23 protein-coding genes and 2 pseudogenes are annotated in these 20,861 nt (G+C 60.5%); 7 read left to right on the top strand and 18 right to left on the bottom strand.

All coding sequences use genetic code 11. The annotated features are described in order from the left end of the window. The first annotated feature begins 72 nt into the window (after positions 1-72). Positions 73-972, top strand: coding sequence for a LysR family transcriptional regulator (locus J2857_RS24375; protein WP_210012687.1), 900 nt, complete (start codon positions 73-75; stop codon positions 970-972). Positions 973-1,066: 94 nt separating this feature from the next. On the opposite strand, the gene J2857_RS24370 is transcribed toward J2857_RS24375, so the two are convergent. The 3 genes from J2857_RS24370 to J2857_RS24360 all read right to left on the bottom strand — a co-directional run bounded on the left by J2857_RS24370 (position 1,067) and on the right by J2857_RS24360 (position 3,210). Continuing rightward, a complete protein-coding gene (locus J2857_RS24370) occupies positions 1,067-1,393 on the bottom strand; it encodes an Atu4866 domain-containing protein (RefSeq protein WP_210012686.1) in 327 nt (108 codons plus the stop codon). 106 nt (positions 1,394-1,499) lie between these two features. Then, the gene (locus J2857_RS24365; RefSeq protein WP_210012685.1) at positions 1,500-2,054 is read right to left on the bottom strand and encodes a nuclear transport factor 2 family protein; all 555 of its coding nucleotides are present in this window, start codon (positions 2,052-2,054) and stop codon (positions 1,500-1,502) included. Positions 2,055-2,151: 97 nt separating this feature from the next. Beyond that, a complete protein-coding gene (locus J2857_RS24360; protein ID WP_210012684.1) occupies positions 2,152-3,210 on the bottom strand; it encodes an aldo/keto reductase in 1,059 nt (352 codons plus the stop codon). 96 nt (positions 3,211-3,306) lie between these two features. Here J2857_RS24360 and J2857_RS24355 point away from each other — a divergent pair, with 96 nt between their 5' ends. Further along, positions 3,307-4,197, top strand: coding sequence for a LysR family transcriptional regulator (locus tag J2857_RS24355; protein WP_210012683.1), 891 nt, complete (start codon positions 3,307-3,309; stop codon positions 4,195-4,197). 158 nt (positions 4,198-4,355) lie between these two features. Then, positions 4,356-4,482: pseudogene (locus J2857_RS31525) on the top strand (nucleotidyltransferase family protein); the annotation flags it as partial. A 136-nt stretch (positions 4,483-4,618) separates the two neighbouring features. On the opposite strand, the gene J2857_RS24345 reads toward J2857_RS31525, so the two are convergent. Continuing rightward, positions 4,619-5,011 (bottom strand): hypothetical protein, encoded by a 393-nt coding sequence (locus tag J2857_RS24345; protein WP_210012681.1) that lies wholly within the window; start codon positions 5,009-5,011, stop codon positions 4,619-4,621. A 29-nt stretch (positions 5,012-5,040) separates the two neighbouring features. Then, on the bottom strand, positions 5,041-6,228 hold the full coding sequence (locus J2857_RS24340) for a helix-turn-helix domain-containing protein (RefSeq protein ID WP_210012680.1): 1,188 nt from the start codon (positions 6,226-6,228) through the stop codon (positions 5,041-5,043). A gap of 267 nt (positions 6,229-6,495) precedes the next feature. On the opposite strand from J2857_RS24340, the gene J2857_RS24335 reads away from it, so the two are divergent. The 4 genes and pseudogenes from J2857_RS24335 to J2857_RS31520 all read left to right on the top strand — a co-directional run. Beyond that, positions 6,496-7,500: a helix-turn-helix transcriptional regulator gene (locus tag J2857_RS24335; protein WP_210012679.1), complete on the top strand. Its 1,005-nt coding sequence runs from the start codon at positions 6,496-6,498 to the stop codon at positions 7,498-7,500. Positions 7,501-7,834: 334 nt separating this feature from the next. Continuing rightward, complete coding sequence (locus J2857_RS24330; RefSeq protein WP_210012678.1) at positions 7,835-8,179, top strand: hypothetical protein; 345 nt, start codon at positions 7,835-7,837, stop codon at positions 8,177-8,179. Between the two features lie 300 nt (positions 8,180-8,479). Continuing rightward, positions 8,480-8,734 carry a DUF1127 domain-containing protein gene (locus J2857_RS24325; RefSeq protein WP_210012677.1) on the top strand — a complete coding sequence of 85 codons (255 nt, stop codon included), beginning with the start codon at positions 8,480-8,482 and terminating at the stop codon, positions 8,732-8,734. An 11-nt stretch (positions 8,735-8,745) separates the two neighbouring features. Beyond that, positions 8,746-8,877, top strand: a pseudogene (locus tag J2857_RS31520) (NADP-dependent oxidoreductase); the annotation flags it as partial. A 20-nt stretch (positions 8,878-8,897) separates the two neighbouring features. On the opposite strand, the gene J2857_RS31440 reads toward J2857_RS31520, so the two are convergent. The 13 genes from J2857_RS31440 to J2857_RS24260 all read right to left on the bottom strand — a co-directional run bounded on the left by J2857_RS31440 (position 8,898) and on the right by J2857_RS24260 (position 20,767). Then, positions 8,898-9,161, bottom strand: a complete 264-nt coding sequence (locus J2857_RS31440; protein WP_348635724.1) for a hypothetical protein — start codon at positions 9,159-9,161, stop codon at positions 8,898-8,900. Between the two features lie 74 nt (positions 9,162-9,235). Continuing rightward, complete coding sequence (locus J2857_RS24315) at positions 9,236-9,514, bottom strand: hypothetical protein (RefSeq protein ID WP_210012676.1); 279 nt, start codon at positions 9,512-9,514, stop codon at positions 9,236-9,238. A 6-nt stretch (positions 9,515-9,520) separates the two neighbouring features. After that, entirely contained in the window at positions 9,521-9,820 is a 300-nt protein-coding gene (locus tag J2857_RS24310) for a DUF982 domain-containing protein (RefSeq protein ID WP_210012675.1), read from the bottom strand. 74 nt (positions 9,821-9,894) lie between these two features. Beyond that, positions 9,895-10,368, bottom strand: coding sequence for an Hsp20 family protein (locus tag J2857_RS24305; protein WP_210012674.1), 474 nt, complete (start codon positions 10,366-10,368; stop codon positions 9,895-9,897). A gap of 259 nt (positions 10,369-10,627) precedes the next feature. After that, positions 10,628-11,725, bottom strand: a complete 1,098-nt coding sequence (locus J2857_RS24300) for a class I SAM-dependent methyltransferase (protein WP_210013030.1) — start codon at positions 11,723-11,725, stop codon at positions 10,628-10,630. A 168-nt stretch (positions 11,726-11,893) separates the two neighbouring features. Further along, entirely contained in the window at positions 11,894-12,952 is a 1,059-nt protein-coding gene (locus J2857_RS24295) for an alpha/beta fold hydrolase (RefSeq protein WP_210012673.1), read from the bottom strand. Positions 12,953-13,712: 760 nt separating this feature from the next. Beyond that, positions 13,713-15,050, bottom strand: coding sequence for an LLM class flavin-dependent oxidoreductase (locus J2857_RS24290; protein WP_210012672.1), 1,338 nt, complete (start codon positions 15,048-15,050; stop codon positions 13,713-13,715). 11 nt (positions 15,051-15,061) lie between these two features. Then, positions 15,062-15,790 (bottom strand): ABC transporter ATP-binding protein, encoded by a 729-nt coding sequence (locus tag J2857_RS24285; RefSeq protein WP_210012671.1) that lies wholly within the window; start codon positions 15,788-15,790, stop codon positions 15,062-15,064. Continuing rightward, complete coding sequence (locus tag J2857_RS24280; protein ID WP_210012670.1) at positions 15,787-16,650, bottom strand: ABC transporter permease; 864 nt, start codon at positions 16,648-16,650, stop codon at positions 15,787-15,789. Before J2857_RS24280 ends, J2857_RS24285 begins: the two co-directional genes overlap by 4 nt. A 37-nt stretch (positions 16,651-16,687) precedes the next feature. Beyond that, positions 16,688-17,671 carry an ABC transporter substrate-binding protein gene (locus J2857_RS24275; RefSeq protein WP_210012669.1) on the bottom strand — a complete coding sequence of 328 codons (984 nt, stop codon included), beginning with the start codon at positions 17,669-17,671 and terminating at the stop codon, positions 16,688-16,690. 326 nt (positions 17,672-17,997) lie between these two features. Then, complete coding sequence (locus J2857_RS24270; RefSeq protein WP_210012668.1) at positions 17,998-19,299, bottom strand: LLM class flavin-dependent oxidoreductase; 1,302 nt, start codon at positions 19,297-19,299, stop codon at positions 17,998-18,000. Positions 19,300-19,307: 8 nt separating this feature from the next. After that, entirely contained in the window at positions 19,308-20,069 is a 762-nt protein-coding gene (locus J2857_RS24265) for an ABC transporter permease (RefSeq protein WP_210012667.1), read from the bottom strand. Next, positions 20,066-20,767 carry an ABC transporter permease gene (locus J2857_RS24260; protein WP_245363789.1) on the bottom strand — a complete coding sequence of 234 codons (702 nt, stop codon included), beginning with the start codon at positions 20,765-20,767 and terminating at the stop codon, positions 20,066-20,068. The genes J2857_RS24265 and J2857_RS24260 overlap by 4 nt, the downstream gene beginning before the upstream one ends. Positions 20,768-20,861 lie beyond the last annotated feature (94 nt).

Here is a 20,861-nt window from a genome sequence, read left to right as displayed (position 1 = left end):
TCGAATGTAGGCCTGCGGGATTGGTGATATAAGATCCTCAATTTGAGATGAGATGGTGAGGATAAATCACGAATGGTGCGCCCCAGCCTGAACGATCTCGCCGCCTTTGCCGCGGTGGCCAATCACCAGAGTTTTCGCAGAGCGGCCGACGTCATGGGCGTTTCGCGCTCCGGCCTCAGCCACGCGATCATTGCCCTCGAGGCAAAATTGGGCGTCCGGCTCTTCAACCGGACCACACGCAGCGTCTCGCTGACGCATGCTGGCGCACGCCTACTCGCATGCCTCGATCCGGTACTTCAGGATCTCGATCAGGCGCTCGATACGCTCTCGGAGGAACGTGGTACCCCAAGCGGCACTCTGCGGATCAATGCGAACAAGAGCGGCGCCCGCATCCTGCTTGCTGACGTCGTTCCGCGCTTTCTCGATCTCTATCCCGACGTCGAGCTTGATCTTGTTTCGGAAGGTCGGCTCGTCGATATCGTGGAACAGGGGTTCGACGCCGGAATACGCCTGCTGGAAACCGTCCCGAAAGACATGGTCGCGGTGAGGTTCGGGGGCGACGTGCGTTTCATCGCCGTGGCGGCTCCTTCCTATCTGGACGGGAAAGCAAGACCGCATACGCCTGACGATCTTTATGCGCATTGCTGCATCCGCCAACGCCTTCCCAGCGGAAAGCGCTATCGCTGGGAGTTTTCCAAACGCGGCGCCGAAGTCGCGATCGATGTGCCGGGCAACCTCACACTCGATGACAATGATCTTCTCGTGCAGGCGGCGGTGGACGGCCGTGGCATTGCCTATGTGCCGGAATACTTCGCCCGGCCGTTTCTGGAGTCCCGCCAACTCGTGACCGTACTTGACGAGTGGTGTCCGCCGACACCGGGGCTGGCACTCTATTACCCGCGCAGCCGGCACGTGCCGTCCCCGTTACGGGCCTTCATCGACCTCCTGCGAGAGGTGGACAGGTCACGATAACGGGGCGACGGTGAATGGCGTCCGACCCGCCAGATGGATTGGGAAGATCTGCGGCCTGAAGCCGTTGCCGCATCGCGGTTGCTCGCCTGGTACGTCAAGGCGTCGCTGGCTTACGTCGCAAGATCATGCCGCCATGGTGCAATGTGTTCGCATCGACGAAATCGCCGTCGGCGGTGAAGCCTGTGTCGTCCCAGTACTCGATATGCGTCCCGTTGACTTGGTAGCGCCCCTCGTAGGCGCGCTCGCGCTGACCGCGAGCCTCGACATAGCGTCCGCTCGGCAGAAGTTCATGGCGAACACGGTTGTCGTCGGTGATCCACATGCCAGCGTAGGGATGGTTCGGCTGCAAATTGGCCTCCTGTGCTTCTGCGGGTTGAATTGAAAGGGTGGCGGTGATGAGTGCCGCAAGTGCCTGTCGCATGGTCTGGCTCCATTAAGCGTGAATGTTCTCGGTCTTGAGGTGATAGCGCATGGGTGCGCGGTGCCGTTCGGCAGGTATTAAGTTCTGCCGAGGCAGCCGGCGTTGGTCATTGAGAACGCGGCGCGTTGTTGTCGATAACCTGCTGATAGGCAACGAGGTCCAGGAAGGCTTCCGCATTAACGACGAGGCCGTCCTTCATCTCGAATATCCAGACAAACTGGTTGCGATAGGGTGCGCCCGAGGTCGTGGTCGCTGTTCCGTCGAAGCGGATGATGATCGCGTCGCCATCGGCAAAGATGTCGTGCACCTCCGGCACGACCGGCGACGCAAGGCGGCTGGTCAGAGGGCGCGACGCCTGTTCGATGAAGTCCTTCTGGTTGCGATAGGTGCCGGCAACCGGCCCGGAGCCGTGGATCGTCCAGACGACGTCGGGAGCAAGAAGCTCCGCGAAGACATAGGTGCCCCTACGCCATTTTTCGAAGGCGGCTTCGACGATAGCCTTGTTCTGTCGTTCGATTGCTGCACCGTCCGGAGCCTGCACCTGCGTTGCCGCGGTGTTGGCAATAGCTGTGCCCGGCAGGCCGAGCGACAGCAATGCCAGTGTGATTAGAGCTGCACGGCTCCGGCCTGCGACCCGGTGGTATGTCGGGAGAATGGTCATGGTATCGGTCCTTTCCTGTTGCTGAGGGCTTGATGGGACCTGTCGACCGAAAATGAGGCTGAGTGCAGCGTCGACGGGCCTCACGTCGTTTCCACGGTCAGTCGCGGCGTTCGACCGCCGCACCGCCGAAGATCAATTGCTGGACGAGGGGACGTTGGGTGAAGCGAGTGGGAAAGACGGGACTCGGTGCGCTGATCCGGTTCAGTCGATCCAGTTGTTCCGGTGCAAGTACCAGATCCAGCGCTCCCAGATTGTCCTCGGCCTGGGCGAGCGTGCGGGCGCCAATGATGGGAGAGACGACGGCCGGATTGGTCAGTGTCCAGGCAAGCGCCACCCGCGATGGCGTGGAGTTGGCCTCTTCGGCGACGGCTCGAACCTCGCCCGCAATCTCGATCGCACGTTGGTTCAGATGACCGGACGAAGCTATGACACCCTTCCGGCTAGCAGACACAGTCGCTTCTCGTGAATCCTCAATGTCGGCGAGGGAATATTTGCCCGTGAGCACGCCACCGCCGAGCGGGGACCACGGAAGCACTCCGAGGCCCAAAGCCGCAGCCGCTGGCAGAAGCTCGTGCTCGACGGTCCGCTCCACGAGGCTGTATTCGATCTGCAGCGCCACGAAAGGGGACCAGCCGCGGATGTCGGCGAGCGTCTGCATCTGTGCAACGCGCCATGCAGGCGTGTTGCACATGCCGAGATAGAGCACTTTCCCGGACCGAACGAGATCGTCGAGCGCTCGCATGACCTCGTCCGGCCGGGTCGTCATGTCCCATGCATGGAGATAAAGGAGGTCGATGCGATCCGTGCCAAGCTGCGTGAGGCTCTGCTCGACGGAGCGCACCATGTTCAGGCGGTGGTTACCTCCGGAGTTCGGATTGCCCGGGTCGCGTGCCATCGTAAATTTCGTTGCAAGGACGATCCGCTCGCGCTTGTCGCCGATGAAGCTCCCGAGCAGGCGCTCGGCGCGACCGTCCGTATAATTTACCGACGTGTCGACGAAGTTGCCGCCCCGGTCGACGTAGAGATCAAAGATACGGCGGGCCTCGTCGCCGTCCGCTCCCCATCCCCAGTCGGAACCGAAGGTCATCGTTCCGAGGCTCAACGGCGAAACTCGCAAGCCCGACCGTCCCAGAAGTTTGTAGTGATCAAGCGTCATGTCGGCTGTCTCCTGATTGTGAAATCCAAGGTAGACGCGCCAGGGAGAGCGAACAACTTGCCCAATGATGACCACCATGGTAACTAATTCTAACCAATGGCGACCGATCTGAATGGCATCTCTGTATTCCTGGCCGTCGCCGAAGCGCGGAGCTTTCGCGTGGCCGCGGAGAATTTGGGCGTCACAAGGCCCGCCGTCAGCCAGGCCATCCGCCGTCTCGAAGACCGGCTGGGTGTGGCGCTCGTGCAGCGCACTACGCGCAGTGTCAGTCTCACAGAAGCCGGCGAACAACTGTATCAGCGGGTGGCGCCGGCGATTTCCGAAGTCGGACTGGCGCTCGACGCGACAGCGGACCGCGACAGCGCGCCGAGCGGGCTGTTGAGGCTGGCGGTGTCATCCATCGCCGAGCAGTTCATCTCAGGGCCGCTTCTGACGCGTTTCGCGGACACCTTTCCCGCCATTCAGATCGATGTGACCGTCACGGACGAGGAATTCGACATTGTTGCGGAAGGCTATGACGCGGGGGTAAGGCTGGGCGAAGTCATCGACCAGGACATGATCGCCGTTCCGGCGTCGGGCGAGCAACGTCAGGGCGCCTTCGCTGCGCCGTCCTACATCGAACGTTTCGGCAAACCCGAACATCCTTCGGAACTCTCCACCCATCGCTGCATCGGCTGGCGCCCAGCGCCACACCGCGCACCCTATCGTTGGGAATTTGGCCAGCATGAACGGGAGTTTGACGTGGCGGTCGATCCGCAGATCACCACCAATGACATGTGGCTTATGATCCGAACAGCCTGTGCCGGCGGCGGCATCACCTTCGGGATGGAAGACACCTTCAAACCCTATGTCGAATCCGGTCAGTTGGTCCCTCTCCTTCAGGAGTATTGTCCACCGTTTGCCGGCTTCTTTCTTTATTACCCCAGCCGGCGCAATCTCCCTCCGAAACTTCGAGCACTCGTCGACCATGTAAAGCGGTGGCGATAACATCCGCCCCTGATATCGCTGGCGTGACACTCACGACCGAGCCGGGCCGGCGAGGTCGATCTGGAACACCCCAAGGCCAAAGCTGCCGTGAAGCCATGCGCCACGTTCGTCGATGGCGGCCGTCCAGCGTTCTGGCCGAGCACTCTGAGAACACCGCCCAGTCGGTGCTTCTGTTCGAAGCTCTCGACCAGACGCGACGGCATGCCGATCTCGCTCTCGCCTACACCGAGGCATGGGAGCGCGGCCCAGCATGGCAGGACGGCATTCGCTTCGGGGTCGGTATGTTCAGCGAAACGGAGAAGGAACGATTGGTGGATTCCCTCCGGATCGGAGAACAGCAGATCGGTGAGGTTGTCACCATGCCGTTCTCGTAAAGCAGGCGATTCACGAGGCGGGAGCGCCGTGAGCCGTCCAAGCCTCACTAATCGGGAAGCGCGATCCGCGATAGAGCTACCGCTGCCTTAAGGGCCGTGAAGAATTCATCTGAACGGACGCTCATGATCTTGGTGACTTGTCCGCCGTGGTGAACGGCGATGAGGTCCGACGCAAACCCCTTTTTAAATGCCACGTCGTCAATGGCGGAAAGAGTTAATGTCCATTCCGCGGCGCGGGGAGATTTCAGCACGCCTTTTTGGACAAAGTGAACGTCATCCGCTCGTAGGGAGAACTCGCCGCCGACCCAGTATCCCCGATTGCGCGAAAGCATCCATGCCGAGGTTGGAAGCAATATCCACTTCCATGTCGGGATTTTAAAGTCGCTCGGCAGAGGATTCAGCCAAGCTGCAGGGATGGTGATAGTCGTCGTTCTCGTCAAAGCGTGGTCCTCAACTCTGTCGAACGCAACTATCCAAAATCGTCGGCGCTGCCAAGGAGGTGACCTGAGCCCCGGGTGGACGCACGCCGCGCCATTTCCGTGGGTGTCGCGCCGAACCGGCGTTGAAAAGAGGCAGCGAACCTTGCCGTGTTGGTGAAACCGTATCGGCGGGCGATCGTGTTGACCGAAGCGCCGGATGTACCGGAAGCGAGCTCGCCACGCGCCAGATCGAGCCGGATAGCGTGCAGCATCCCCAGGGGCGTGGTACCGCGGAAATGGTTGAATACGGCGGTCAACGTTCGCAAACTGCATCCGGCGGCCGCAGCGACATGCGACATTCGAATAGGCTGTGCGCTATGAGCGCGCATGAAATCCTCCGCTCGCCGAACATAGGCTGGAACTGCGCTCCCGGCTGTACTGGCTAGCCGATCAGTATAGTTGTGTGCGGCGCCGCGAAGGACCAGGGAGACAAGCAGGTCCGTCAGAGATGCGAGAGCGACCGGACTGCTCACCACGCCGTCCTCCTGCTGAAACTCCTGGATAACGAAATCAAGCTGACGTTTCAGGCTTGCTGCCAGCCCGGCGCTCCAATCGAGATGAGTTTCGAAGACAAGTGGCTGGCGCAAGTTGTCATCGAGCATGTGTTCGAGCGCACTCTCCAAATCAGTCACCTTAAAGAAGACGTTCGTTCGTGCGTTATCGTCGCTAATCGATAGCCGAGTGCTCGGATCGGGTCTCCAGGCGAGTCCGACATGTTTACTGGCTGTTGTAGATTTTTCCCCTCGTACGAATCTCATATGGCCTGCGAGCATTGTCGTGAAACAAAAAAGATCTCCTTCGTCGCCATCGACGGAGACGTCGGTCGCAAAACTGCTATCGACGTAACTTGCCAGAATCGAGCCGGCGCCCCGCGTTGCGAGTGTAAAAATCGGCTGATCAAATCGTATGCGCCAGAGCGCACGATCCTGCAGTTGGTAGGTATAGACGCGACGCGAATTCGCAACACGTTCGCTCACGCGCAAAGTACCGCTGAGGTCTTCTGGATCCTTCGCACGGACAATATCGAACATCCCTAGCAGCGCAGGATTCAATAAAGAGGTTGCCATATAAATTCCCCCATCCTCGCCATCCTTGTCAATCGCCCGCCAACTTAGACAAAATCGGCAGCGTGTGGACGAATTCGGCAACGAAATCCGGGTCGCCGTCGAAATCATCATCACCCACATCATTTGATATGGCAGTGTGAAACCAGTCACTATGCTTCGTAGCGCAATTCCTCTCAGGGGCAATATAAAATAATGCTGCAATACAAGCCCATCGCCGATCATAACACAGTTAGTTTAGACGGAGTCTCGGCGCAGGCGTTATCAGATACGATCGGAGCTATCTATGATTGCGCCCTCGATCCGCACCAATGGCCGGACGCGTGTCGAAGTATTTCCGATCTATGTGAAAGCTCCGCGGGCGGAATATGTGTGCACGACATGAAGCACACGCAAAATGACCAATTATTTGTTTTTGGATACCAGACGGAATTCTTGGAGAAACTGGGTTCGCACTACACGCAAAGTCCGATGGCAGAGGCCGATATCGTTTCGAACATCGGCGACGTCAGAGTCCTCTCCATGAACCCCTCCGACTTGCTCGGAACCAGGTTCTTTCGAGACGTGCTGAAACCCTTCGGAATCCAGGATATCATCTGGTTCCCGGCTTTGCGAACCGCGGGCCGCATGGCGTCCATGCATGCCTCCCGAAGGGTGAATGTCGCGCACTATCAAAAGCGCGATATCGATCTATTCAGGCTTCTCGCACCGCATGTCAGCCGTGCGCTCGCCATTTCGGATGCGCTCGATATCAGAACGCTAAATTCAGAGATCCTCGAACGTACGCTCGATGCACTCGTTGCGGGTGTTTTCCTCACGGCAGGCGATGGCCGCGTCGTTTATATGAACGCCGCCGCCGAGCGCCAGATCCGAACGGGCAACTCCATTCGCATCATCAACAACCGGCTTTCTCCCATTGATCGGGCGGCGCGCGCCGCACTGTCGAGGGCTATTGAACAAGCAGGGAGTGACGACGTCGATATCGATATGACGGCATATTCCCTGGCCATCCCGGATGCGCAGGGCACAGGCTATGTTGCGACCGTTCTTCCAGTCCAGAGCGGTCGGCGCCGCAGCACTGTCGCGCCATTTGCAGCTTCATGCGCCGTGTTCATGCAGGATCCTGTTCAGGCGCCGCTCATGCCTGGTGAAGCCTTTGCAAGGCTTCACCAGCTGACCGGCAGCGAGCTTCGCGTACTGTTGACACTTGCCCAGGGATTGGGCGGAAAAGAGGCGGCTGACATGCTCGGCATCAGCGAGCCGACCGTGCGCACGCATCTAAAGCACATCTTCTCCAAGACAGGCACGTCCCGGCAGACCAAGCTCCTGCAGCTGTTGCACAACTCGACGCCACCGATCCGGGCTCCGCAACGGACCGTTCTCTAGATCCCGAGGACGTACTTCTCCAAACCCGCAGACCGCAGCGCTTGCGCCATCGTGTGCCCGCGGTCCGTTTTGCCTATTGGCTGTCCGTGATCAACGGCGATGGCGACGATACGGCAGGGAAATGGCTCAGCGAACACCGCGTGTCCGCCGGCAATGGCCGTCAAGCCAGGACTTTGATGACCGCCGCAAGAATGGGCACCCGCATCATTGGTTCGGATGATGCGGGTGCCAGCAGACTGCCTAACATCGCTCAATTGCCCGAGCGGGGATCGGAGGCGTGGCCTCCTCTTCAATGCTGAACGCATCACGCATACCCAGGATGAGGAGATGAGCAATGAAACGAGACACCTTTGATTGGCCAAGCATTCCAGCAAAAGTGCCGCGAGCGCTTCTCTGCGGCCTTTTCCTCACAAGCGCCTACCTCGCATCAACGATGGCTGCAAAGACGCAAGTGCACACAGGACACTTTGTCCACGAGTGTGCCCTGAAGGATATTGCCGTCATCACCCTGATCGAGGATCACGGGACTGCCGAAAACCTGCCCGCAGATCAGCTGCACAACGCCGCGCTGATGCAACTGCGCGCGCGCTCGGCTTGCTACGAAGGTCGCATCGACGAGGCGCTCGCACTCTATAACAGCATTCTCGACCTTGAGACCATCGCATCGGCTAAGCGCTAGAAACCCACGTCAAGCAGGGTGTTCGAGGGCCAAAATGCCAACGCCGATCTACTTCACCGGAGCGCGCGCAATCATAGAACCGGTATGCTTCTAAGGCGGGGGCACGCACCGGCTTCGGTCAAAATCTCAGCCTGATCCTGCCTAACCCACAGGGCGCCCTCCAAAATTGATCTATCTCAGCAACGCCATATAGCCGCATCGGCAAAAAATGGTGCCGGTATCGTTGGTTCCGATGATGCAGCGGCACCAGCGGATCACTTAGCTTCACTCTAGTTGCCAAGAATTTTCGGGAGACCATCGATGTCGGAAACACTCTCCAACACGCCAGAGACGAACGGCCTCGCTCGCGAACTGGTCGAGCCAGTAGCAAGCAAGGCGGCTTTCTACTTCAACTTGGCCCGCCGGCATTTGCGGCAGGCCCGAACCCAAAAGATCCTACGCTCGCTGAGCGACGAACAACTCAGGGACGCTGGCTTCGACAGGTCGCTAATCCATCCTGGCCCGGAATTGGAGGTCGATGCTCGCCTAATGAGCGCTCTGATGTCGCTGAGGTGAAATACCACCTCATCGTCCAGCGGGTGCGGGATGGACGCCTAAGAACGAACATCGGCAAAGTCTCGGCCCTCAACGACGCCGTCGCCGCGTTCAACCCAACCGAGCGACGCACAGGGAAGGCGATCATGCGCGTTCGCCCGTGAGAACCTGGGGACGCGATCGATCATCGTGCCATCGAATAACCAACTCGGTCTTCGAATTGAACCTCGACGGTCGGAAGCTGCAACGTCGGCAATGATGCCACGTCATGCATGCGCGGCCGAAGTGACGTTCCTCCAACCTTCGATCTGCTCGACCGAGTGCCTTGCGACCAGTGTGGTATGGCGCGGACGTCAATGACCTCGGACGCCCCCAAATCCTTCAGCCGTTCGGCTTTCTCCCTGCTGGTCGTTGTCGCGATAACGCGGGCGTCACTGGCCTTCGCCAGCTGGGTTGCAAAAGCGACACGGCCTCCTCGGAAACGACTTTGTGGCTTGTGGGCCAGCCATCAACGCAGTGCCATCAGATACCATAGCGCCGATCGAGTTCTTTGAGGGCCGACTGCACTTCATCGATCGAGACTGGCTCTGGTGTTCCTGGCAGCTGACGAAGCGCCGGCTTCGAGTCGACAGCGTAAAAGTCCGAGGCCCAGGCCGCGAGGATCGTTCGCTTGTCATCAAGAGAGAGAGCCGACGCTCTCACCACCTGGATTGGCCGCAGAAGCTGCGCGCCCTGAACCAAGACTGTCGGTCCTATCGCCATCGCATTACCGGCCGCCTGCTGCAACATGTCGTGCATCATCGATCCTCACCTCACGTGCGGATCCCGATCGCGCCGCAGGCGCGAGGCGGCGATCGAATTGGTGTCCGGCGCCAGCAGATCGTGTTTCTCGGCAAAGGCGGCGAAAAGGCCGCGCGCGGTCTCGGCGTCGATTTCACCGCAGAGCGCGGCGTTGCATGCCTTGAGCGCGACCGTATGCGCGGCGTCTCGCATTGACACCGGCCATTCGACGAGATGCCGGTAGGCGTCCATCACGCTACGAACCTCTGCCGGGAATCCGAGGCCGACAAGAATGGAAACAGGCTGTCTGAACATATCAGGTTTCATCACTCTCTCCTTCCTAACCCGGAATGCTGATGGGCGCCGTCGCAACGGCGCCCCTGTTCAACCGATAATGCGGATCAAGCCGCCTTCTGTGCTTCAATTTGCGCTGGAGCAGCAGAGGTCAAAGCGGGAGCGCTCTGGATGGAGATCTTGCGCGGCTTCAACGCCTCCGGGATCTCGCGAACCAGATCGATCGACAGCAGACCATTGCTGAGGTCGGCCCCGTTCACCCTGACATGATCGGCCAACTCGAACCGGTGTTCGAACGGCCGGCCGGCAATGCCGCGATGCAGATAGCTCTCCGCGGATGCCTCCTGCTTCTTGCCAGTGACGACCAGCAGATTGGACTGGAAGGTGATATCGAGATCATCCTGCGCGAAACCCGCCACCGCGATTGAGATCCGGTAGCTGTCGTCACCGGTCTTGACAATGTCATAGGGCGGCCAGTCGCTGATCGATCGGGCGCGCTGGGCGTTTTCCAGAAGATTGAAGACCCGGTCGAAGCCGACGCTCGAGCGGAACAGTGGTGCATAATCGTAAGATGTTGCCATAGCCATATCCTCCTTGAAGCAACATGGGTACGGAAGCGTCGAAAGACGGTGCTCCCAGCAAGGCCAGCCCTTCTTTAGCGGCTGGCGGCAATCGATTTGGTTTTTGAGATTTTCGGTTTCAAGAGCGCGGCCAGAAAAAATTCTGGCCTTTTTTCTCTGTCGGCGCCACTCAATCTAGCGCGTAAACCGCGGCATTATCCTGGACTTCGCGGAGGCCCTTACACACCCGGATATTAGGGTGGATCACAGGTCGATCGCTTTAACGCCCGAGATTACGCGTCCGTCTGGTCGTAGACGGCGACCCCAGATTAGTTGCCTCGAGAATCATGTTGAGGGGCGTCTGGGCTGCCCGTCGAACATGCGTGAAACCACCCGACCGGATCACGTCGGACAAACGTTGCTCTCCTGCTTGCGCACCAAGCGCGAGACCCGTCTCCTGAGCAAGCGAGGTCGGAACGCAAATCATCGTCGAGGCGGAGTAATAGAGCCGTCCCACTGGGTTGATATTCTCCTCCAGCGTATCTCCTGCCATGGGCTCCACTACCATCCAAGTGCCGCCGTTCTTCAGTGCACGTCGGATATGAGCCGCCGCGCCGTTCGGATCGCCCATGTCGTGCAGGCAGTCGAAGCAAGTGATAAAATCGAAATCGCGACCCTCGAAATCCTGCGCCCGGCCGACTTCGAAATGGACATTCGTCAATCCGTGCGCCTGGACATGCGCAGTCGCAGCGGCAATCGAGCCCGGATGGAAGTCGTAGCCTGTAAACCGCGACGCTGGGAACGCCTGCGCCATCAAGATCGTCGATAGACCATGTCCGCATCCGACGTCGGCTACCTTCGCCCCGTTCTTCAGTTTGTCGACGACGCCGTCGAGCGCCGGCAGCCAATCCTGCACAAGCGCATTGACGTAACCAGGGCGGAAGAGCCGCGCGACAGCACAGAACATGCAGCCGGCCTGATCGCCCCAGGCCACACCCCGGCCGGTCTTGAAGGCGGCCTGTACCTTCGGCTGGTTCTCGGCCATCGCAGCGGCGGTATCGAACGCGCCGATCAGATTGACCGGGCTGTCCGGTGCGGCAAACACGAGAGATTGCTCGGGCGTCAGCGAGAAGCGCCCTTGCTCGTGATGCACATAGCCCGAGGCGGCCTGGGCTGCCAGCCACTCGCGCACATAGCGCGGCGCACAGCCCGCAGCCTCGGCGAGTTCGTCGGCCTTCGCTGGGCCGATCTCCTTGAGGGTGGCATATAGCCCGAGTGCATCGCCGATCCGAACCAGCGGCACGCTGACTGCGCCGCCAAGATCACCGAGGACCCGGCCCACGAGCTCATTGAGAGCTGCTTCGTTGAGTTCCGACATCTCGCATTCCTCCCCATCCTTGGACGGCGTCTTGCCATCCGTGACGTCGAGGATGGAATAAGTCGCCTCCACGAGCATGAGGCGATCGTCCCGCGCCGGCGAACAATCCCGCTGATTGGCGGGACATACGTCCCGTCCACCGCACAGAGAGCAGCTAGCTGTCCGGGACTAATTGGAGAGTGCGATGACGATCGCCTGCGCGCGGCTATGCACGCCGAGTTTGCCGAAGATCACCGACAGCTGATTTCGTACGGTTTTGACGCTCTTGCCAAGCCGTTCTGCGATCGCACGGTTGTCGAGGCCTTCCGCCACGAGGTCGAGAAGGGCCGCCTCGGCGGGTGTGAGATCCGCCTCGCTGACGGCGCGCGGTCGTACGGGGCTGTCCTGCCCGAGAAAAGCGGCGAGTTCTGCCTGAAATACGCCCCATGCGGGTTCATCTGGCAAGAGCACGTGGTTCTTGCTCTCTAACGGCACGAAGCTGGCGCCTGGAATTGCGGCGGCAAGCTTGCAGCCCTGGTCGAACGGCACGCGCACGTCGCCACGGCTATGCGCGATCAACGTCGGTACGCGAAGCATCGTCGCAAGCTGCAGCACATCGATCCCCTGCATTTGCCAAAGCAATTGCGCCGCAACCTCAGGTGTTGCAGTTAGGCGCTCCAGATCACCCCACCAGCGATGCTGCTCAGGCGTGCCGTCGGGGATGAAGAGGTTGGTGAAAAATTGACAAAATGCCGGATTGTCTCGTCCCCAGCCGATGCGAACGAAATTGACAAGTGTTTCGGCTTCCAGCCGCTCGGCCTCAGTCTGAGCTCTCGTCCGGGCGCCCTGGCCATACGCGTTTAGGAGAACCAGATGCGAGACCCGCTCTGGATACCTCAGCGCATACGCGATAGCGAGTGCGCCGCCCTGTGAAAGACCGAGGAGAACAAAGCGCGGATCCTCGATCGAAGCAGCAACGGCATCAAGGTCGGCGTGCCACGCGTCGAGCGAAAGGTCGGATACATGCCGGTCCGACAGGCCGCAGCCGCGCGGGTCGTAGCGTACAAACCGGTTCCGGGCAGACATCGCCCGGAGCCAGGGCCGCCAAACCGGGCTCTCGAGATCATAGTCGACGTGGCTGAGCCAATGCGCCGCCCGCAGGATCACCTGGCCCTGTCCACAAGACGCGACGGCGATACGGGTGCCGTCTGCGGAGGTACAAAACCGTATGGTCTGGCTGAGTTTCATCCGCCGAGAATATCGTAGGGAACGGTCGCATAACAGACCTATCCTCTCCCCATCAATTGGTGCCCCGACGGCCAAGTGCTACGCTTGGAAATCCGGTAGTTCGATCAGGGCATCTACTTTGTCGCCAATTCCTCGACCATGCTGGCGATGTCGTGGATGAGAATGCGTCCTGCCCGCCGGTTTCGCGCAGTGCTACGTATCGAGTTCGGCAGCCACCCTGCTGTGCTCTATGCCGGCGTCACCTCTGCGCCCAGCGCCTGGCCTCGACTTTCAGGCCGAATCTCGCCACCCCGCCCCGCCAGGCCATGGCTCTAGTGCTTCGACCTGCAAGACTCGGCCCACGTCGCTTCGACGCAGTGAGCCAGACCGGCCGCTGGCCGATCGGCGACCGCAATGGAGCCTGGCCGGGTCTGGAGATCGAGGGAGACGAACAGCTGGATGGCAAGTTCAGCCTGATGCAAGCTCGATCAGTGGCAGCCGCCGGTGATCCCATGGAAGACCCGGATCGACTGCAGAATATCGAGGAACTGGGCACGCGCTGGAGAAGGCCGGGCTCATGCTCCCCGGCCGCCTCGTCGCGCAACTTGCCGCGGCGTCGAGGCAGGCGCGTCCCAACCACCTCCTTCGCGCCGCCTACGCTCTGGATCTGCTAGGGCGCACGGAGCCCGGCTTGCCCTTCTTTCGACCAGTCAGTCGAAGAGATCAGGCCAGTGTGCTGCGAAGGTACGCCGCAACGTCTAGTCTACCGGAATATCAAATCTCAGGCGGTATCGGCGAGCGGCAACTTCGGCTCTACCGGCTTAAGACCGAAATGCGACCGCAAGGTGCCGCCTTCGTATTCGGTTCGGAAGAGATTGCGTTTGCGTAGGATTGGAACAACTTCGGTCGCAAACACTTCGAGCTGCTTGTTGACGATCGGAGGCATGACGTTGAAGCCATCCGCTGCTCCGGTCCTGAACCAGTCCTCGATGATGTCCGCAATCTGCTCCGGCGTTCCGGTGGCGGTGAAGTGCCCTCTTGCGCCAGCCAGCTTCTGAAGCAACCCGCGCAGTGTCAGACCTTCCTTGAGAGCGAGATCGACATACCCCGTTGCACGGCTCTTGGAGGCTTCGACCTGCGTCGGATCGGGAAAATCGCCCCGTGTCAGAACGCGGTCGAGCGGGATGCCCGAGAAGTCATGCCCGCCGAACCGCGCTGAAAGCCGGGCAAGGCCGATCTGAGGGCTTGTCAACGCGTCAAGCTCCTCCCAAACCTGCTGTGCTTCATGCGTGGTCGATCCGATCGCGGCGCTGATGCCCGGCAGGACCACGATATCCTCCGGCCGGCGCCCGTAGCCTACCGCCCGCCTCTTCACGTCGGAGTAGAAGGATTGCGCGGTTTCCTTGCCAAGATGCGCCGTGAAAATCGCCTCTGCCCAACGCGCCGCAAAGCCGCGACCGGAATCCGACTGGCCCGCCTGAATATAGACTGGACGGCCCTGCGGGCTGCTCGGCACGTTCAGCGGCCCCTGCGTGCGATAGTGTTTCCCGTTGTAGTTGGCCGGCTGGATCAGAGACGGGTCGAGATATTGACCGGTTTCCCGATTGTCGTGGATCGCTTCGGAAGGGAAGCTTCGCCACAGCGCGTCGACCGCCTCCACAAACTCCTCGGCGATCGCATAACGGTCGCCATGGCCGACATCCTGCTCCAGACCATAGTTGAGGCCAGCCTGCGGAGCCCAGGACGTCACGATATTCCACCCGGCGCGTCCACCGGAAAGATGGTCGAGCGAGGCGAACTGCCGGGCATGCGTATAGGGCAGGCTGTAGGTCGTCGAAGCGGTTCCGATCAGGCCGATCCTGTCTGTACGGGCAGCCAGCGCCGAAAGGAGGGTGATGGGCTCCATCGCACCGCTTGCCACTAGCCCGCCGTTATTGGGAGCGACAAGAGTATCGGCGAGGAACACCGCGTCAAATTTAGCAGCCTCGGCGATCCGCGCGGCCTCGACGTAGAGTTCCAGATCGGTGAGCGCTCGGCGCGTCGAATCCGGATGGCGCCATGCGCCCTCATGGTGGCCGCGGGGCATCAGGAAAAGGTTGAAATGCAGCTGACGCGTCATGGGGCTTTCTCTCAGATGAGGTTTTGTTCAACGCCGAAGCTGGTAAGCAGCATGCGACGGAGTTCCATAAGGACGGGATGGCCGGGGCTGCGCGGATGCGGCAGGTCCACCTGATGATCCTCGGCGATCCGCCCATCCCTCAGGACCAGAATGCGATCAGACAGCAGCAACGCTTCATCGACGTCATGGGTCACGAGGACGACCGCCGGCTTGGTCTGCTCGACCAGATGGAAGAGAAGACCGTGCATCCGGATCCGGGTCAAGGCATCAAGGGCACCGAACGGTTCGTCCGCCAGCAGGAGTTCCGGCCGGCGCAGCAGCGACCTTGCAAGCGCCGCCCGCTGCTTCTGCCCGCCGGACAACGTGGAGGGCCAGACATCCGCCTTGTCACCGAGGCCTACGGCTTCCAGCATCGTACGCGCTGTGGCTTTCGCGTCAGACCGCCGCAAGCCGAGTGTCAAGTTGTCGATGACGCTCATCCAGGGCAACAATCGCGCATCCTGAAACAGTACCGATGTGTTATCCGGCCTCCGGAACTCTCCCTCGGTCACCGCATCGTCGTCCAGACCCGCGAGCGCCCGCAGGAGTGTCGTCTTGCCGGATCCGGATTCACCGAGAAGGGCGACGAACTGACCCTTGGGGATTTCGAGTGTGATGTCCTTTAGGATGGTCTTGTCGCCGAAACCGCGGGACAGATTACGGAGCGACACCGACGAAAACGAAGAGGTGTGAACGTTCATGCTCCCAATGCCCTCCGATAAGCGAGCGCACGGGCCTCGATCAGCCGAACGACGGTATCGGAGACGAGCCCGAGGATCGCATAAATGAATATCCCGACGACGATGACATCGGTCTGCCCCCAGTCGCGCGCGCGGTTCATGAGATATCCGATTCCCGTTTGGGTATTGATGAGCTCAAGAACGACGAGCGCCGTCCAGCAGAGGGTTACAGCCAGCCGCAGCGACACGAAGAAGCCAGGCAGAGCGCCGGGCAGGGCCACCTTGCGGATGAATTCGCCCCGCGTGAGACCGAGCGTGCGAGCGAGTTCCACATGGCCGATATCAATTCCCCGCAGCGCCGCGTGGGTGTTGATGTAGACCGGCACCAGAACCGCGGTGAAGATCAGGAAAATCTTCATTGCCTCGCCAATGCCGAGCCATATGATGACGAGCGGAACGAGTGCCAGCGTCGGGACGGCGCGCTTGATCTGCACTACGCCGTCAATCAGCGCCTCTCCGCTTCGGGTCAGCCCGGACAGGAGAGCGAGCAGGACGCCGACCGTGACACCGAGGAAAAGCCCTGCATAGGCGCGGCCAGCCGACGCCATCAGGTGCGGCAGCAGCATGCCATCGGCCAGCATCTCGTATCCGGTCACGACTGCGGTCGACGGAGCGGTCAGCGTATAAGCCGAGAGGATCCCGAGGCGGGAAGCAGCCTCCCAGACAAAAAGCAGCAAGAGAGGACCGATCAGTCTTGCTCCGGCCGGAAGCCGACCCGGCGTCAGGCGAACGGCTTTACCGGTTCGCGCCTGCTGATCGTCGCCGGGCTGCGCCCGTTGCAGTCGCGCCGCAAGATACGGATATGAAGTGTAATCTGTCACGGTTCCTCCTCGTATCTTTCAAAGATCGACAAACCGATTAGCGCGCAGCCACGATGACGGGATCAAAGGTGTTGGCGAACGACGTCCTGGCGTCAAAACGCTCCTTGATTGAACCGGCCTGATAGAGGATATCAATCAGCTTCTGGTGATGGGGGATGGCTTCTGCCGATGTTTGCAAGACAAGCGGCGATTCTGCCGCCAGGATCGCCGCCGTATCGTCGGGCGAGATTCGCTGGAAATCGGTATAGTAGAACTTCCCCCAGGTCTGCCTGTTGCCATTCGCCCACTTGGCCGCGCGGGTGAACGCGCCGAGAAAGGTCTCGATGGCCGCGATCTTTTTCGGATCGGCAAGAACCGCGGGTCGGGCATAGAAATAGCTGGTGCTCGGCAGGATCTGGCGTTCGACCGGATCGAGAACCGGCGAGGCCCCTGCCTGTTTCGTCAGTCGGGTAACATGCGGTTCGGTCAGAACGGCGACGTCAACGGCTCCGGAGCGCACAGCGTCGGGAAGATCGGCAACGCGCAGATTGACGAGCTCGACATCCTTCAGCGAAAGACCCGCACGATTCAGGGCTTCGATCAGGAAGACTTGCCTGCCGGATCCTTCGACATAGCTGAGCTTCCTGCCCTTGAGGTCCGCCAGCTTGTTGATCACCAGACCGGGACGGCTCGTCAGGCGATATTGCGCGACGTCGCGCGTGAACGTGCCGATGACCGGGAGAAGTGTGCCTGCGGCTCGCGCCTGGATAGGCGGCGTATCACCGACATAGGCAATATCGATAGCACCGGCGCGCATCGCCTCGAGAATGGCGGGGCCGCCGGCGAAATTGGGAAAACTTGCCTTGAACCCGAGCTTCGGTGCCTCCCCGCTCGCATCGAGAAGATTGCGAACGAATTCGCTCTGATCGGCAACAGCAAGCGTCGTGGTTGGATCGACCGCAGCAACAGCTTCAGTCGGACGACCGAGCGCGAGGCCCAGTGAGAGGGTGGAGGCGAAGGAAAGGAATGTACGTCGGTTCACGGGTCGGTTCCCCAGCTGATAATCGGTGTCGAACACCGGCCGGGATAAAAGTGCAGTGAAACGATAGATTTTATAAGAAAAGGATTTTTCTCAAACCGACGTCTTATGACAATTTCGTTCCGCTGCGCCCCGTGGTCCGAACTATCGATCCTGCGTGGCGAGTCCCGGAGGCTGAAAAACCAGGTCTGCTGCCGCCCGGACACTGCTCCAATGTTGTGGATGGGGCTTTCGTGCGTTGCGCGCCCGCTGAGAAAGCTTGCCAGCCATGAGCGCAGGTTCATCTGGAAAAGCCAGCAAATTGACTCTCTGGACCAGGTGAGAACAACTCACCGCTGCTTGACACGCGGCGGCCCTGCAAAACCCATGCGGTCGCGCAGCGTTGTACCCTCGTATTCCGTGCGGTAGAGCCCACGCTCCTGCAGGAGCGGAACCACCATATCGACGAAATCCGTCAATCCTCCGAGAAAATGCGATGGCATGATGTTGAAGCCGTCCGCCGCACCCGTCGTGAACCACGTCTCCAGCGTATCGGCCACATAGTCCGGCGTGCCACAGAGAACCCAGTGGCCGCGGGCGGCGGCAACGAGGTTGTAGAGATCGCGAAGGCGCATATTCTCCCGTCTTGCCTTGTCCAGCATGACCTGGGCAAAAGCGTGATAATTGTCCGAGGGGCCGATATCGGGGATCGGTCCGTCGAGGTCGAACTGGCTCATGTCCACGCCGAAGCGGTCGCTGAGGATGGAAAGCCCATTGGTCTCGCTGATGAAACCCTGCAACTCGGCGAGCTTGTCATGTGCTTCGCGCTCGGTCCGCCCGACGATGGGCATCACACCTGGCAATATCACCATCGAATCCGTAGAGCGTCCGTATTTCGGCAGCCGCCCCTTTACCGAGGCGTAAAAGGTGCGCGCCTCGTCGAGATCCTGGGTCACGGAAAAGACGACATCGGCGGACTTGGCCGCAAGTTCCTGCCCCGGGCCCGATCCACCGGCCTGCAGAATGATCGGCTGCCCTTGCGGGGAGCGGCTGATGTTGATCGGCCCCTTGACCTTGAAATGGGCGCCGTCGTGACTGAGTGCACGGACCTTTGCCGGATCGATATAAACGCCGCTTTCCCGGTCGGCGACGATCGCATCGTCGTCCCAACAATCCCACAGGCCGCGTACGACCGTGAGGAATTCCTCGGCGATCTCGTAACGTTTGGAGTGGTCCGGATGGATCGTCCCAAAATTGGCCGCCGCCGCCGGATTGGCCGTCGTCACCGCGTTCCAGGCGGCGCGGCCGCCGCTGATATGGTCGAGCGAGGCGAAGGCACGCGCAACCGTGAACGGATCGCTATAGGTCGTCGACATAGTGGCGCCGAGACCGATATGACGCGTTGCGCCAGCAATCGCGGCGAGAAGCGTGAGCGGTTCGAGCCGCGCCGTATAGGATGGGTGGGCTCCAGGATCAGCATTGAGGTTGTCGCCCATAAAAATGAGATCGAAAAGGCCGCGCTCCGCCTCCATGGCAATGCTTCTGACCATCCCGATGTCTTGAAAACTATCCATCGCCCCCGGTACCCGCCATCCGGCGACATGGCTGCCGGTGCCGAGGAGGAAAAGGCCGAAGTGAATGCGACGCGTCATAAGATTGCTCATTTCCAGAAAATGTAACGCTGCTCGACGAAGCTGATCGCACCGAAGAAGCAGAGGCTGATTGCCGACGCGACGATGATCGCCGCCCAGACTTGTACGAAATCGATCTGCAATACGGCCTGGTAGATCACCCAGCCGAGGCCGCCATGGGCTCCCAGCATCTCCGTGACGATGGCGACGATGACGCTGCGGACGGTTGATACCCGCATGCCGGCAATGATCAGCGGCAGCGCGGTCGGAAGACGCAAGCGCCATAACGCCGCCATCCGCCCCGCGCCGAAAGATCGAACCAGATCGACCGATCTACGATCGACGCGGTCAAGCCCTGCAAGGGTGCTCAGGAAGACGGTGAAGCTGACCGCAACCGCGACCATGACGATCTTCGACGTCATGCCGATGCCGAACCAGAGCAGAACGAGCGGCGAATAGGCAACCACGGGCACCGAGTTGATGGCAGTCGCAACCGACATGACGACGCCGCGGGTGCGGGGAACCATGCTCACTCCGACGGCGGCGGCAATGCCGATGACGCAGCCCAGCAGATAGCCGGCCAGCGCCTCCGTCGCGGTGAAGCGGGCAGCCGCGGCGAGTTTGCCGGCATCCGTGATCATGCCGCTGAGAATGCTGCTGACGGAGGGAAGGACATAGGCCGGCAGGTTGAAACCGCGGGCACTCAGCTCCCAGATCGCAGCGAGAAGAAAAGCTCCGGCGAAGCCGCGGCTGATGCGGCGCGCGTTGTTGCTTGCAGCCACGGTCGTCATTGTTCCGCCCCCCAGAAGACGATCCGCCGTTCGGCTTCGGAGACGACGGCATAAAGGCCGATCCCCAGGCAGGCGGAGGCGACGATGGTTACCCAGATGCCGACGACATTCTCGTTGTACATGGCCTGCAGCAGAAGCACGCCGAGGCCTGTCGTATCCCCGAACCATTCGCCGACGATGGCGCCGATCAGCGACAGCGACGAGGCGAGCTTGAGGGCGACGAAGATCTGCGGCAGGGCGGCCGGAAGATAGAGCCGACGCAGGATCTGGCCCTCCTTGGCGCCGAAGCTGCGCATCAGCGCGACCTGGCGCGGATCGACGGCCGCGAACCCAAGGAGAGCGTTAACGGTGACCGGCAGGAAGCTGATGTAGAAGGAAATGACGGCCTTGGCGAGCAGCGTATTACCGAACCAGAGAACGACGACCGCGCCGAAGGCGATGACCGGAATGGTCTGCGACACCACGAAGAGAGGAAAGAACAACTCTCTCAGCATGGTCCAACGGTGGAAGAGCACGCCCGTCGCAACGCCGAAAAGACTACCGGCCACGAAACCGATGACCGTTTCCAGCAAGGTACGCCACATGCTGAGCAGATAGGCCTGTGGCGTGGCCCAGAAAGCGGCTGCGATCGCACTCGGCCGCGGCAGGTAATAGGGTCTGATGCCTAGCACTAGGACGAGCAGCTCTACTACAGCCAAGAATGCCGCAATCCAGATCAGGGATTTCAACAAGGAAACAAACCTGCCCGCCTTAGCGGCGGACAGGGATGGACTGGCCACTATGGCACCGGAC

The organism is Neorhizobium galegae (assembly GCF_017877055.1).
Taxonomy (GTDB): Bacteria; Pseudomonadota; Alphaproteobacteria; order Rhizobiales; family Rhizobiaceae; genus Neorhizobium; species Neorhizobium galegae_D.
The sequence above is the reverse complement of the archived record's forward strand: the minus strand, read 5'-3'. Positions and strand labels throughout refer to the sequence as shown.

What these genes read in the sequence shown, in the direction of transcription:
- J2857_RS24375 (WP_210012687.1), top strand. Translation starts at nt 73, where the DNA reads ATGGTGCGCCCCAGCCTGAACGATCTCGCCGCCTTTGCCGCGGTGGCC.
- J2857_RS24370 (WP_210012686.1), bottom strand. Translation starts at nt 1,393, where the DNA reads ATGCGACAGGCACTTGCGGCACTCATCACCGCCACCCTTTCAATTCAA.
- J2857_RS24365 (WP_210012685.1), bottom strand. Translation starts at nt 2,054, where the DNA reads ATGACCATTCTCCCGACATACCACCGGGTCGCAGGCCGGAGCCGTGCA.
- J2857_RS24360 (WP_210012684.1), bottom strand. Translation starts at nt 3,210, where the DNA reads ATGACGCTTGATCACTACAAACTTCTGGGACGGTCGGGCTTGCGAGTT.
- J2857_RS24355 (WP_210012683.1), top strand. Translation starts at nt 3,307, where the DNA reads ATGGCGACCGATCTGAATGGCATCTCTGTATTCCTGGCCGTCGCCGAA.
- J2857_RS24340 (WP_210012680.1), bottom strand. Translation starts at nt 6,228, where the DNA reads ATGATGATTTCGACGGCGACCCGGATTTCGTTGCCGAATTCGTCCACA.
- J2857_RS24335 (WP_210012679.1), top strand. Translation starts at nt 6,496, where the DNA reads ATGAAGCACACGCAAAATGACCAATTATTTGTTTTTGGATACCAGACG.
- J2857_RS24330 (WP_210012678.1), top strand. Translation starts at nt 7,835, where the DNA reads ATGAAACGAGACACCTTTGATTGGCCAAGCATTCCAGCAAAAGTGCCG.
- J2857_RS24325 (WP_210012677.1), top strand. Translation starts at nt 8,480, where the DNA reads ATGTCGGAAACACTCTCCAACACGCCAGAGACGAACGGCCTCGCTCGC.
- J2857_RS24315 (WP_210012676.1), bottom strand. Translation starts at nt 9,514, where the DNA reads ATGATGCACGACATGTTGCAGCAGGCGGCCGGTAATGCGATGGCGATA.
- J2857_RS24310 (WP_210012675.1), bottom strand. Translation starts at nt 9,820, where the DNA reads ATGAAACCTGATATGTTCAGACAGCCTGTTTCCATTCTTGTCGGCCTC.
- J2857_RS24305 (WP_210012674.1), bottom strand. Translation starts at nt 10,368, where the DNA reads ATGGCAACATCTTACGATTATGCACCACTGTTCCGCTCGAGCGTCGGC.
- J2857_RS24300 (WP_210013030.1), bottom strand. Translation starts at nt 11,725, where the DNA reads ATGTCGGAACTCAACGAAGCAGCTCTCAATGAGCTCGTGGGCCGGGTC.
- J2857_RS24295 (WP_210012673.1), bottom strand. Translation starts at nt 12,952, where the DNA reads ATGAAACTCAGCCAGACCATACGGTTTTGTACCTCCGCAGACGGCACC.
- J2857_RS24290 (WP_210012672.1), bottom strand. Translation starts at nt 15,050, where the DNA reads ATGACGCGTCAGCTGCATTTCAACCTTTTCCTGATGCCCCGCGGCCAC.
- J2857_RS24285 (WP_210012671.1), bottom strand. Translation starts at nt 15,790, where the DNA reads ATGAACGTTCACACCTCTTCGTTTTCGTCGGTGTCGCTCCGTAATCTG.
- J2857_RS24270 (WP_210012668.1), bottom strand. Translation starts at nt 19,299, where the DNA reads ATGACGCGTCGCATTCACTTCGGCCTTTTCCTCCTCGGCACCGGCAGC.
- J2857_RS24265 (WP_210012667.1), bottom strand. Translation starts at nt 20,069, where the DNA reads ATGACGACCGTGGCTGCAAGCAACAACGCGCGCCGCATCAGCCGCGGC.